The organism is Desulfolutivibrio sulfodismutans DSM 3696, assembly GCF_013376455.1.
In the GTDB taxonomy this organism is placed as follows: Bacteria; Desulfobacterota; Desulfovibrionia; order Desulfovibrionales; family Desulfovibrionaceae; genus Desulfolutivibrio; species Desulfolutivibrio sulfodismutans.
Window position 1 is genome coordinate 753,323 of sequence record NZ_CP045504.1, and the last position, 11,777, is coordinate 765,099.

The window sequence follows — 11,777 nt, forward strand, 5'->3', positions numbered from 1 at the left end:
TCACGTCAGTAATTGGAAAGCCCTTTCTTTTTTTCCTGAATCTCCCGGTGGATCTCCTCCAGGGCCTGAACCTGGCGCTGGATGATCCGCCGGACTTCCTCTTCCTTTTCCAAAAGCCGCTTGTCGCATTCCTTGTCGCAGGCGGCCTTTATGTCCTTGAGCAGAAACGCCGGGCGGTATTGGGACAAAATCCCGGCCATGAATTTGGGATCCTCGCCGTCGCCGCCGGGGGGGGACTCGGCCCGCCACGTTTCCCACAGGCTCCTGGCCTTCGCCAGTTCTTTCTCGTCCTGGGCCATGGCCAGCCTCGCGCAGGCCAGTCCATAAAGGGCCCTGCGCCTGGACGGCTCGTCCAGGGCGGCCTGGCTGACCTGCTCAAAGAGGGAGGCGGCACGCTCCACGTCGCCGCCTTGAAACGCCGAGACGGCGTCAAGATATCTGGGATCTTCCGCCGGGCGCGGCGTCTCTTCCCGGGATTGCGGGGCGACCGGCGGCGATGCCGTCACGGGAGGGGGCGGCGAGGCGCCCGGGGCGCACCCCGAAAACAGTCCGACAGCCACGACGGCCACAGCCGCCAGGACGATCCGCATTCCACTGCGACACTGGATATCCACGCCCTTATCCTCTCTCCCCGCCCACTGGAATTGTAAAGAAAAATGTGCATCCCGCGCCAGACCGGCTGGTCACCCAGATATCCCCGCCATGCGCCTCGACGATGGTCTTGGCGATATTTAAGCCCAGGCCGATGCCGTCGGTGGTCTTTTTGGTGCGTGCGCCCCGGTAATATTTATTGAACACATACTGCTGCTCCTCCTCGGGGATGCCCGGCCCTTCGTCGGCGACGCTGATGAGCACCTTGTTGCCGCCGTCGGCCATCTCCAGCCCCACGGTCACCGTGGAGTCCCGGGGGGAATACTTGATGGCGTTGCCCACCAGATTGAGCAGGGCCTGGCCCAGAAGTTCCTCGTCGCAAAGGATCAGCGGGATATGCCCCCCCATCCGGGACGCCAGCCGGATCCCCTTGGCCTCGGCGGACGGCGAGGCCTTTTCGAGCACATCCTCGGCCATCTCTCCCGGCGACACCGGGGTCGGAATGATGTCCACGATCTGCGAGGCCATGCTGGAGACGCGCATGAGCCGGGCAAGCAGATTGGAGATGCGCTCCAGTTCATCCCCGGCGATGTCCAAAAACCGTTTCTGGCGCTCGTTGACCTCGCCGAAGACGTTTTCCTTGATAAGGCTGACCGACTCCCGGATGGAGGTCAGGGGCGTGCGGATCTCATGGCTGAGCATGTCGATGAAATCCGTGCGCATCTTTTCTTCATCCCGAAGCCGCAGGGTCATTTCGTTGAAGGCCGCCGCCAATTCCCCCAGTTCGTCCGTGGAGAACACCCGCACCGGCTCAAGCTTGCCGGAGACGGTAAAGGCCCGGATGCCGCGCCTGAGCTCGCGCAACGGACGACTGACGGAAAAGGCCAGATACACGATGCCCAAAAGCCCCACGGCCACGGACACCACCAGCCCCGTCACCCCGCGATTGACCGATTGTTCGCTCAACACGTACAGGTCGCGCATCCCCGTCTCGATGACCCGCTCGTTGTCCCGGCGGGCAGCCAGGATGATCTCCATCCAGCGATTGAGCTTGGCCTGGGGAACCCACCCCTGCCCGGTGAGCTCCGCCCCCACCGCCAGATCGGGAAATTCCGCCTTGAATTCCTCGTGCAGGCCCTCCCAGACCGCGAATCCGTCGTAGCGAAACCACAGGATGCTCCAGATGGCGTTGCGGTATTCCTGGAGGGCGGCCAGAAAATATTTTTTATATTCGTCCTCGCGAAGCAGCAGATATTTTTTCTGGTTCTCCTCCATGGACAACAGACTATCGATCATGCGCTGGGAGATGGATAACACCTCGAAACGCACTTTCACAATATCCCGTGTGATGTCCACGGTGTCCCGGATGGAGATGAAAAGGGTGGATGTCGTGAAATAGCTGATGGCCAGGATGACCGAAAACACGAAAAAAAGTTTGAAGAGAATGCCCAGGCGGCCGATCTGACGTCGATTGGGATGCATGACCAGTTGTCCGTTGCGGCCGGTTTTCCCGGGCCGCGCGCCCCTGTCGCCGACCAGGGCCGCGACCAGATTGCGAAGTAACCGCATCATGCCGGTAGAAAGTCGTGACCGCCGACCGCGCCGTTTTCAAAAAAACGCGCGATCTCGCTGCCGCGCGCCTATTTGGCCGCGAACAGTTCCTTTTCAAAGACATGGGGACGGTTCAAATTGGTCACGATCAGGCGCTGGCTGCTCGTGGCGGTAAGCACCACCTTGCCGTATCCGAAAAGTCCGCCGAAAAGCCCCGGCTCGGACTTGACCGATTCGATCTTGGTCAGATCCATGGAGAACGACCCGAACACGGCGTCGTCGCAGATGAGCCGCTTGGGGGTCACGGCCACACGGAGGGTGAAAAAGGAGAACAGGCGTAAAAAGGCCATGAGCCCGAAGATGAAAAAGAGACTGTAGCGGATGACCCAGATCGTGACGCTGATGATGCGGGGCAAAAATTTTTCTATTTCCTCCGGGGCCTTGAAGGTCAAAAGCCCCCGCAACATGTCCTCGCTGGACCAGGCGGCGACGGCCAGCAGCAAAAAGATGGCGGCCTTGGCGAAAACGACCCAGTGTTTCCCTGTGCGGAAGCGAATTTCTTCGCCCTCGTACACCAGACGGTTCAGGCTCATCCCGTATCTCCCTTGTCCCGGCCGCGCCATGCCTGCACGGCCCGAAAAAAAGACGCTTCCGGCTTGGGCCGACGCGTCGAAAAAAAAGAGCTACCCCATATGCCTGCAAATGGCAAAGCGTTCCTTACCCGTTCCTCATCGCCATGACCATCCGTACCAGGCCGACACCCAGGACAGAAGCACCGCCAGCATCGCCGCCCCGCCAAGCGCCCTGTCGACCGCCGGTCCATCGGGACGCCGCTTGCGGGCCTTGAGCGCCCCGTCCGCAACCCCCAGCAGCATCCCCGCTGCAAAGCCAAAGAAATGGCCCGCCAGATCGATCTTGTCGCCGCCTTCCTCGTCACCGGCCCCCAAAAGGGCCAGAAGCATCAGCCCGGCCGCAAACGGCGCGGCCTGGCGCAGGGACAGCCCCCGCATGCCGCACAGGGTGCGCAGCCCTCCGAGAACCCCCAACGCCCCAAAAACCGCCGTGGACGCGCCCAGAAAATGATGGCCCGGCCCCTGGACCACCGCTTTCAGAGAATTCCCGGCCGCGCCTGCCGCCAAGGCCAGGAAAAAACCCGTGCCCACCCCGGCCTCGCGGCACAAAAAGGCCATGAAAAGGCCGCCCACGGCCACATTGCCCACAAGATGCGCCATGTCGGCATGCAGGGTCAGCGCGGTCACCGCCCGCCACCACTGTCCCGAAAACAGCATCGCCCCGGTATCCCCCGCGCCCATGCGCGTGAAATTCAGGCGCTTGCCAAAGACCACGGGGTCGGAGATCAAAAAGACAAAGAGCAAACACAGCCCGGCCATGACCCAGGCCACGCCCCGGGCCGGAATCGGCCGCGGCAGGCGCGACGCGCCGGTCTCGTCGGCGCGATTCTCCCGGATGTAGGCCCGAATCTCCTCCACGGCCTGGGCCGCGTGCCGCACGGGCACTCGAATCCGCCACAATGCCCCGTCCCGGGAAAGCCCATGCGGCACACCCCGGGCGCTCAAGACCAGCGCCCATTCCCGGGCGCGCGCCTCGGGCACGCCCGGGGCGCCGTCCTCGAACACCTCGCCGGTGATGTCCCGCTGCGCCTCACGCCGGGGAAACAGCCTGCGCCCAAGCCTTCCCAACGCCTCGCCCAGGGCATGACGCCCCTTTTCGCCGCCTTCGCCTTCCACGTGTCCGCTTCACCCGCGCTTGCGTCTCTGCTATGTACCCGACATGGATACAAGCCCACGCCGATTCTCCACCCTGTTTTTCATGATCGCCCTGGCCTGCTCACTTTTTTTGGCCTACATCGTTCTGCGGCCCTTCGTCCACCTCATCGTCCTGGGCGCGGTGCTGGCCACCCTGTGCCACCCCGTCTTCCGGGCCTTGCGCGACAAGATGGGCGGCCGCGGCGGGCCCGCCGCCCTGACCACCGTGGCCATGGTGGTCTTTTTGATCATCGTGCCCCTTTTGGTGCTCACCGGGGCGCTGCTCAACCAGGGCATGCAGACCCTGGCCTCGGTTCAATCCTGGCTTGTGGAAAACGACCTGGAATCCCTGCTCTCCCAGGAACATCTGGCCCCGTACCTGGACTGGCTCAAAACCCACGTCCCCCTCCTCGATCCCTCGAAAATCGATCTCCAGTCCGACCTCATCGAACTCTCCAAGCAGTCCGGCCAGATCATCCTCGACGCCGGGACCACCCTGCTCGGCAACGCCCTGGGACTGACCATCAATTTCTGCATCCTGGTCTTTATCCTGTTTTTTCTCATGCGCGACGGCGAAACCATGCTGGCCCGCATCAAATACCTGCTCCCCTTGCGCGAGGAACAGGAAAACCGGATCATCCGGCAGTTCGGCGACATCTCCCGCTCCGTGGTCATGGGCAGCTTTCTCATCGCCGTGTGCCAGGGGCTGGCCGGCAGCCTGGGCCTGTACATTGTCGGCATTCCGCCCCTTTTCTGGGGGTTCATGATGGGCTTCACCTCGCTCGTTCCGGTCATCGGCACGGCCATCATCTGGATACCCGCCGCCCTCTACCTGTCCCTGGTCGGCGACTGGGAATGGGGACTTTTTCTCGCCGCCTGGGGCGTGATCATCGTCTCCGGCATCGACTCCATCCTGCGCCCGCTCCTGCTCAAGGGCCGCTCCAACATGTCCATGTTCTACGTCTTTCTCTCCATCCTGGGCGGCATCAAATACTACGGCGCCCTGGGACTGCTCTACGGCCCGCTTATCGTCAGCCTGGCCATGGTCATGCTCTCCATCTACTCCGAAGCCTACCGCCAACACCTCGACAGCCAGGAATAAACAACCGGCGAGACCACCGGGGCTGCCGCCCCGGGCCCCGCCCGGGGGGAATCATTCCCCCCGGCCCCCCCGTCACCGGGCGTTGGCCGGGCTGCTGCGCAGCTTTGGTCAACGCCCGGAAACGCGGCTCCCGGCCAGGTGTCAAAGCCTCTGAACCCGAAACTTTGCGGCCCCCTGGCAGGCGCTAAAGCGCCTGCCAGGGGGCCGCACGTTACGGGGTGCAGGGGCCTTAGGCCCCTGCCGGGGGTGCGGGGGCAGCGCCCCCGCTCTCCCCTCCCTCCTCCCCTCACCTCTCCCCCCCTTACGGGCGATGACGATGGGGTTGGGCGCCGAAGCGGTGGCTATGCACGTGGGTATGGAAGGCGTGGCCATCTTCGCGGACCATGCGTCCGTTTTGGATGGTAAGGAAGGTCGAGGTGGTCTGGTCGAGGAAGTCCCAGTCGTGGGAGATGACGATAAGCGAGGTTTCGAGGTTATTTAAGATGGCGATGATCCGGTCGCGGGTTTCCGGGTCCAGGCCGTTTGTGGGTTCGTCCAGGAGCAGGGCCTTGGGCCGCATGGCCAGCACCCCGGCCAGGGACACCAGTTTTTTCTCGCCGCCGGACAGACGATGCGTCAGGCGGTCCTCGAAACCGGAGAGGCCAAGGTAATCCATGGTTTCGACGGCGCGGGCGCGGGCCTCATCCGGGGACAGGCCAAGGTTCAGGGGCCCGAAGGCCACGTCATCCAGAACCGTGGGGTTGAAAAGCTGGTCATCGGCGTTTTGCAGCAGAAGGCCGATGCTGCGGCGCACCTGTGCAAAGTCTTTTTCCACGCGGCACGGGGCGTTGTCAAAGTACACCTCCCCCGAGGCGGGACGTAAAAGGCCCATGATCACATGCAGCAGGGTGGTCTTGCCGCTGCCGTTTGGGCCGTAGAGGCCCATGCGGTCTCCGGATTGAAAGCAGAAGTCCATGGCGTCGAGCACGGGACGCACCGCCCCGGGATAAGTGAAGCATATCCGGCGAAGTTCCAGAAGCGGTGGCCGTGATTGATCCATGCGCGTCTCCATGGCTGCCGTGTCAGAAGTGGGGGGAAAAGGCTTCCAGGGCGACAATGGCCCCCAGACAGACGACCATGGCCGCAAGAAACGCCCGGTCACGGGGGGCAGCGGAAAACCGGCGCAGGGTATAGAACGCGCCGTTAAATCCGCGCAGGACCATGGCCTCATAGACCCGCCGGGAGCGGTCGTAGCCGCGCACCAGGACCATGCCCAAAAGATTGGCCACGGTGCGGTAGGTATGCAGGCCGGTTTTCGGGCGAAAGCCGCGTAGCTTGGCGGCCACGCGCAGCCGGGAATATTCGTCGGCCAGGACATGGACGTAGCGATAGGTGAAAAGGAACAGGAAGGTCAGTTTGGGAGGAACGCCCAGACGGCCCAGGGCCTGCCCGAAAACCGGGGCGTCCATGGTGGCGGCCAGGGCCAGGAAGGCGCAGACCACGGCATTGGATTTGACCGTGACCAGAAGGGCCAGGGCCAGCCCCTCGCGGGTGGCGGTCAGAGGGCCAAGGGTGAGGACGGGTGTTCCCGGCAGGGAAAAGGGCAAGACCAGCCAGAGAAAGAAGATGAAAAAATTGACGGCCACAAGCCTGCGCCCGACGGCCAGGGGATCGAGCCGGGCCAGGGCCATGAGGATCACGCCTACCCCAAGGCCCGCCAGGGGGGCGGCCAGATGGCGGCACAGGGCCACGGCCACGGTGAAAAAAAAGACCATGGCCACCCGATAGCGGGGGTCCAGGCGATGGATGGAGGAATCCCCCCGGGCAAAGGGCTCGTCAAGCACCGGGGCGGCTATCCCTTCCGGCTCTTGAAATAGGCGGCCACGCCCATGAGGCCGAAGATCCAGCCGATGCCGCCGAGGATTTCGGTCATGGACGGCGCGGGGTCCATGGCTTCGGCCAAAAGGGTCTTGACCGGGGCCAGCTTGGCGTCGAGCATCTTGTCCATGGCGGCCAGCAGGGCGGGATCGGGCGAAACCGGGGCGGGAGTTGCGGCCTGGGGCGGAACCGGGGTTGCGGTGGTTACGGGGGTTCCCGTTGCCGCCCCGGAGGAGGCCGGTGGGGAGGGAATCGGGGCTGACGGTGCGGCCGCAGGGATGTCGTTCGCCGCGACCGGCGTGTCGGCCGGGGCCTTTGCAGGGTCTGCGGACGAAACCGGTTCAGGCGCTGCCGGGGCGATGCTCACTGGGGAGTTCAGATATTCTTCGGCCTTGAGGATGGTCTCATTGGCGTGGCCCTCTCCGGCCTTGAGGGTGATGCGCAGATCCGCCTTTTTGGCCCGGGCGGCCGCCGGGATGTCGAAGGAAAGCAGGCCCTGGTCGTCGGTGGTTCCGGAGAAGAACTTCTCCCCCGTGGCCGCGTCGAAGACCTCGATGAGGCCGCCGCGCACCCGGCTGGACTTGCTGAACCAGGACTCGGTGACGATCCTGCCGCCATCGACGTAGGCAAAGAGGTTCACCCGGTGGGCCGAGGCATTGGGAACGACCCCCATCGCCACGACGAACGCCAGCAAAACCGTCCGCAACCAGTAAAACGCCGCGTGATTCATGCTCCCTCCCAGGCCGCCCCGGGCAGTCGGCCATTGGATGCTTTGCGCCGAAAAACGGCTCACCGGGCCACCTCGCCCCGCAACAACTCGGGCCGGGTCTTCGCCAGATACGAAACCACCATGGCCGTGATCAACCCCTCGGCGACCATGATGGGCAGATGCACGGCCACCAGGATTTTGGCTGCCGCGAAAAAGCCCTCGTCGGAAAATTCCAGGGCCACCGCGGTCAGAAGCGCCGAGAAAAGCACGGAGAAAAAACCGCAGCAAAAGGCCCCCACGGCGCGCCGCTTGCCGGTAGACCGTAAAAGCGGCCGGAAAAGGTAAAAGCAGGCCACGGCCGGATAGGCCATGTCGCAGGCGTTGACCCCCAGTACGGCCAGTCCGCCGTACTGGAAGAGCACCGCCTGGAGCAAAAGCCCGGTCAGGATGGCCGGAAAGGCGGCCCAGCCCAAAAGCGCCCCCAGAAGGCCGTTCATGATGAGATGGGCGCTGGACGGCCCGATGGGCACATGGATGAGCGAGGCCACGAAAAAAGCGGCGGAAAGGATGGCCACGGTCATGAGTCGGTCATAATCCAGACGCTTGAGGCCGACAGCCGTGCCCACGGCCGCCAGCACCGCTCCGACCCCCAAAACCGGCGCCGACAACACCCCTTCCGAAATATGCATGCCCCCTCCTCCACAAAACATCCCCGGCCGCCCGTGATCCCAGGCGGCCGGAGAATCAGACGTTTTTTACTTCTTTCCCTTGGCCGGATCCACGAAATACGTCCACAGCACCGCGCCAAGCTCCACGTCCTTGTCCTGGCCGTCGTGGGCAATCTTTTCAGAGGCGGTGTTGAGCGCCGCAAATCCCCACCAGCCGGACCAGGGAGCCACATAGGTGAACACGCCGGCATCGTCGGTGGTGACCACCTGGGTGACCATGTAGTCGTTGGGGGCGGCGTATTTTTTGTCCTTGTTGTAATATTCGACCTCAACGGCGCATCCGGCGACGGGTTTGCCGTCAAGCAACACCTTGCCCTGGAAGACGTTGCCCGCATAGTTGCCGAAGGGGCGGGTCAGGGGCACGATTTCGGTCTTAATGCCCAGGGGCTTGTCCCAGCCTTCTTCCTCGCCAAAGGCCGGAATCACCACCTTGGTGAAATGCTGGATGAAGCAGTCCTCGGCGGGCTCCCAGTAGGGCTCGGGAACCATGTAAAAGGAATAAACGCCGGGTTTTTTCAGGGCCTGGGAGGCCTGCCAGGCCTTGTGGTCCAGGAATTTGATCTCTTTGAGGGCGGACTTGAGATCGGTTTTGGTCTCACCCTCGACCATGGCGAATTCCTTGGGACTCACCAGGTCCATGCCGTTTCCCTCCATGGGATGGGCAAAGGCCACGGTCAGGGTCACGGTCTCCTTGCCCTTGTCCAGGACATGGTCGGCCGAGGGGATGACCATGCCGAAATGGGCCTGGGCTGTTTGGGCGAAAATGAAAACCACCGCCGCGCACCACAGAAGTGTCTTGCGAATCATCCGTTTCTCCTTGCGTCGAACCTGTTTGACGGAAAGGCCTGCATCCGGCGGCCCCATGGCCCCATCGCGACCCGCCGCACGTTTCTCCCGGCCACGCGCCAGGAAAAACGACCTGCTTCTCGGCGAAAACACAGAAATTAACGCATCACCTAAAGATGCTATACATCAATTCATGCCAACAAACACACCACAAATCCAGTTTCGTATACTGCGAAATTCCTATCTTCCCCCCAGGATATTGTCAATGGAATCGGAAAACGGGTGAGGCGACGCCGTGCGGGCCGGGACGGTTGGCATGTGGGCCGGACCGGGCATAAAAAAAAGGGCCTCCCGAAGGAGGCCCGTGAGACAGTCTGCGGAGGAACCTAGATGCTGATGGCCGCTCCCGGGGGGCGGCGGCGCATCCAGATGTCGAAGATGGTCCGGGTGACGAAGATGGCCGTGAACATGGAGGCCACAATGCCCAGGATCAGCGTCACGGCGAAGCCCCGGATGGGGCCGGTGCCGAACTCGTACAGCACCACGGCGGCGATGATGGTGGTGATGTTGGCGTCGAAGATGGTCAGGGTGGCCCGGGAATACCCCTCGTCCAGGGCCATGCGCGGGGTAAGCCCCCGCCTGAGTTCCTCGCGCACGCGCTCGTAGATGATGACGTTGGCGTCCACGGCCATGCCCAGCGTCAGGATGATGCCCGCGATGCCCGGCATGGTCAGGGTGGCCCCGAAGGCCGCCAGCCCGGACAGGATGAGCATGATGTTGAGCACCAGGGCCACATCGGCCGCCAGCCCGGCGAATCCGTAGTAAACGATCATGAACACGATGATCAGCGCGCCGCCGATCAGGGCGGCCATGACGCCCTTTTCGATGGACTCCTGGCCCAGGGAGGGCCCGACGCTGCGCTGCTCAAGGATGTTCACCGGAGCGGGCAGGGAACCGGCCCGCAGCACGATGGCCAGATCCCGGGCCTCGTCGGTCGAGAACCGGCCGGTGACGCTGGCCCGTCCGCCACTGATCTTTTCCTGGATGACCGGGGCGGAATAGACCTTGCCGTCAAGCACGATGGCCATGCGCTTTTTGACGTTGTCGGCGGTGATCCGCTCGAAAAGCTTGGAGCCGCGCGGGGTGAAGGTCAGGGACACGTAGGCCTGGTTGTTGGAATCGAAGTTGGCCCGGGCGTCGGAGATGTATTCGCCGGTCATGACCGCGTCGGCCTTGAGCACGATGGGACGATCCAGGAAGGTGCCGTCGTTGTTGCGGTGCCGCATGGTGGACAATTCCCGGCCCGGGGGAAGGATGCCCTTGGCGGCCTTGTCCGGATCGGCCTCGTCGTCCACGATCTTGAATTCCAGGTGGGCCGTGCGGCCGATGATCTTGATGGCCCGCTCGGGATCCTGGAGGCCGGGCAGTTGGACCTGGATGCGGCCGCCGGCCTGCCGCCGGATGTCCGGCTCGGCCACGCCGAATTCGTCGATGCGGTTGCGGATGGTCTTGACCGCCTGATCAATGGTCAGCTTTTCCAGGTAATCCAGATATTCCGGGGTGAATTGCAGCTTGTACAAAAGCTTGTCGCCCTCCACGGTCTCGGTGGAGACCACGGAGAGGATGGAGAATTGCTTTTTGAGCATCGCGTCCAGGGCCTCGCGCTGGTCCATTTTGGCCAGGACGAAGTCCAGGTGCTTGCCGTCGGTCATCCCCGGACGCAGCACGGCGATGCCGTCCTCGCGGGCCTGTTCCCGGACGTCACGCCCCATGAGCGACAGGGAGTTTTGCACGGCCTTGTTCACATCCACGCCAAGGGTCAGGTGGATGCCACCCCTGAGATCCAGCCCAAGGCTCACCTCGTCGTCGGGCAAAAATTTGCCCAAAGCCGATTCCTTGACCCCCGGGATCGAGGGCAGCATATACAAAAGGCCGAAAAAAACGACCACCGCGATGAGCGCCACGCGCCAACGCAAGCTTCCGGTCATGAGTGCGCCTCTCCTTCACACCGCAAATGCGGCTCAAGGCAGCGTGCGGACGGCCGTAAAAAAGGAACGGACGATCTTGGGCCAAGACCGCCTGCCCCTGTCGCGGCCGTCCCGCGACGCAGCTGTGCTATTCGGATTCCTTGGCCTTGTCCTTGCCCTTGGGCTCGATCTTGGGACCGCCGTCGGCCAGGCCGGAGACAAAGGCGCGATTGACCTTGATTTCCACGCCGCTGCCCACATCAATGGTCAGCACGTCGCCGTTGACGGCAAAAATACGGCCGTAGATGCCGCCGCCGGTGATGATGGAGTCGCCCTTTTTCAGGTTGGCCAGAAGCTCCTTGTGCTGCTTGGCCTTTTTCTGCTGGGGACGGATGAGCAGAAAATAAAAGATGGCGAACATCAGGATCAGGGGCAAAAACGCGCCGATGGGATTGCCTGCGGCCGCGTCGCCGCCCGGGGCCGCGCCCATGGCGAAGGCCACGCTGTCGAAAAACATACTTCCTCCGGTCCTGGTTGCATTTCCCTGCGGCCGGATCACGGCCCGGGAAATCGGTTTCCAGCGCGGGAACGGTTCAACACACTAGGCCCGCACGAATCAAACCACGTCGAAACACGGTTCTTGAACATATTTTCGCCGCAAAGCCAAGCCCGACAAACGCCTGCCGGAACCAAATCCGCCCTGCGGCCAAGAAAAAGCGG

General features: G+C 63.1%; 12 protein-coding genes. 1 reads left to right on the forward strand and 11 read right to left on the reverse strand.

Going from position 1 to position 11,777, the window contains the following annotated elements; all coding sequences use genetic code 11:
• Positions 1 to 5 precede the first annotated feature (5 nt).
• The 4 genes from GD606_RS03590 to GD606_RS03605 form a co-directional block, all read right to left on the reverse strand.
• Positions 6 to 614 (reverse strand): hypothetical protein, encoded by a 609-nt coding sequence (locus tag GD606_RS03590; RefSeq protein ID WP_163303900.1) that lies wholly within the window; start codon positions 612 to 614, stop codon positions 6 to 8.
• Positions 615 to 618: 4 nt separating this feature from the next.
• Positions 619 to 2,163: a sensor histidine kinase gene (locus tag GD606_RS03595; RefSeq protein ID WP_246298953.1), complete on the reverse strand. Its 1,545-nt coding sequence runs from the start codon at positions 2,161 to 2,163 to the stop codon at positions 619 to 621.
• Positions 2,164 to 2,231: 68 nt separating this feature from the next.
• On the reverse strand, positions 2,232 to 2,735 hold the full coding sequence (locus GD606_RS03600; protein ID WP_163303901.1) for a PH domain-containing protein: 504 nt from the start codon (positions 2,733 to 2,735) through the stop codon (positions 2,232 to 2,234).
• Between the two features lie 135 nt (positions 2,736 to 2,870).
• The gene (locus tag GD606_RS03605; RefSeq protein ID WP_163303902.1) at positions 2,871 to 3,890 is read right to left on the reverse strand and encodes a rhomboid family intramembrane serine protease; all 1,020 of its coding nucleotides are present in this window, start codon (positions 3,888 to 3,890) and stop codon (positions 2,871 to 2,873) included.
• Between the two features lie 43 nt (positions 3,891 to 3,933).
• On the opposite strand from GD606_RS03605, the gene GD606_RS03610 reads away from it, so the two are divergent.
• Positions 3,934 to 5,010, forward strand: coding sequence for an AI-2E family transporter (locus tag GD606_RS03610; protein WP_163303903.1), 1,077 nt, complete (start codon positions 3,934 to 3,936; stop codon positions 5,008 to 5,010).
• A 301-nt stretch (positions 5,011 to 5,311) separates the two neighbouring features.
• On the opposite strand, the gene GD606_RS03615 is transcribed toward GD606_RS03610, so the two are convergent.
• The 7 genes from GD606_RS03615 to yajC form a co-directional block, all read right to left on the reverse strand.
• Positions 5,312 to 6,049: an energy-coupling factor ABC transporter ATP-binding protein gene (locus tag GD606_RS03615; protein ID WP_163304056.1), complete on the reverse strand. Its 738-nt coding sequence runs from the start codon at positions 6,047 to 6,049 to the stop codon at positions 5,312 to 5,314.
• A gap of 22 nt (positions 6,050 to 6,071) precedes the next feature.
• A complete protein-coding gene (gene cbiQ / locus GD606_RS03620) occupies positions 6,072 to 6,833 on the reverse strand; it encodes a cobalt ECF transporter T component CbiQ (RefSeq protein WP_163304055.1) in 762 nt (253 codons plus the stop codon).
• 8 nt (positions 6,834 to 6,841) lie between these two features.
• Positions 6,842 to 7,597, reverse strand: a complete 756-nt coding sequence (locus GD606_RS03625) for a NikL family nickel/cobalt ECF transporter subunit (RefSeq protein ID WP_176629193.1) — start codon at positions 7,595 to 7,597, stop codon at positions 6,842 to 6,844.
• A 59-nt stretch (positions 7,598 to 7,656) separates the two neighbouring features.
• A complete protein-coding gene (gene cbiM / locus GD606_RS03630; protein ID WP_163300577.1) occupies positions 7,657 to 8,265 on the reverse strand; it encodes a cobalt transporter CbiM in 609 nt (202 codons plus the stop codon).
• Between the two features lie 66 nt (positions 8,266 to 8,331).
• Complete coding sequence (locus tag GD606_RS03635) at positions 8,332 to 9,111, reverse strand: DUF4198 domain-containing protein (protein ID WP_163300578.1); 780 nt, start codon at positions 9,109 to 9,111, stop codon at positions 8,332 to 8,334.
• Between the two features lie 365 nt (positions 9,112 to 9,476).
• Positions 9,477 to 11,078: a protein translocase subunit SecD gene (gene secD, locus GD606_RS03640; protein WP_163300579.1), complete on the reverse strand. Its 1,602-nt coding sequence runs from the start codon at positions 11,076 to 11,078 to the stop codon at positions 9,477 to 9,479.
• 127 nt (positions 11,079 to 11,205) lie between these two features.
• Positions 11,206 to 11,574 (reverse strand): preprotein translocase subunit YajC, encoded by a 369-nt coding sequence (yajC, locus tag GD606_RS03645; protein WP_163300580.1) that lies wholly within the window; start codon positions 11,572 to 11,574, stop codon positions 11,206 to 11,208.
• Between the last annotated feature and the right edge of the window lie 203 nt (positions 11,575 to 11,777).

Bases quoted from the DNA above. Each gene is read 5' to 3' on its own strand.
- GD606_RS03595 (WP_246298953.1), bottom strand. From the start codon at position 2,163: ATGATGCGGTTACTTCGCAATCTGGTCGCGGCCCTGGTCGGCGACAGG.
- GD606_RS03600 (WP_163303901.1), bottom strand. From the start codon at position 2,735: ATGAGCCTGAACCGTCTGGTGTACGAGGGCGAAGAAATTCGCTTCCGC.
- GD606_RS03610 (WP_163303903.1), top strand. From the start codon at position 3,934: ATGGATACAAGCCCACGCCGATTCTCCACCCTGTTTTTCATGATCGCC.
- GD606_RS03615 (WP_163304056.1), bottom strand. From the start codon at position 6,049: ATGGATCAATCACGGCCACCGCTTCTGGAACTTCGCCGGATATGCTTC.
- GD606_RS03625 (WP_176629193.1), bottom strand. From the start codon at position 7,597: ATGAATCACGCGGCGTTTTACTGGTTGCGGACGGTTTTGCTGGCGTTC.
- cbiM (WP_163300577.1), bottom strand. From the start codon at position 8,265: ATGCATATTTCGGAAGGGGTGTTGTCGGCGCCGGTTTTGGGGGTCGGA.
- GD606_RS03635 (WP_163300578.1), bottom strand. From the start codon at position 9,111: ATGATTCGCAAGACACTTCTGTGGTGCGCGGCGGTGGTTTTCATTTTC.
- secD (WP_163300579.1), bottom strand. From the start codon at position 11,078: ATGACCGGAAGCTTGCGTTGGCGCGTGGCGCTCATCGCGGTGGTCGTT.
- yajC (WP_163300580.1), bottom strand. From the start codon at position 11,574: ATGTTTTTCGACAGCGTGGCCTTCGCCATGGGCGCGGCCCCGGGCGGC.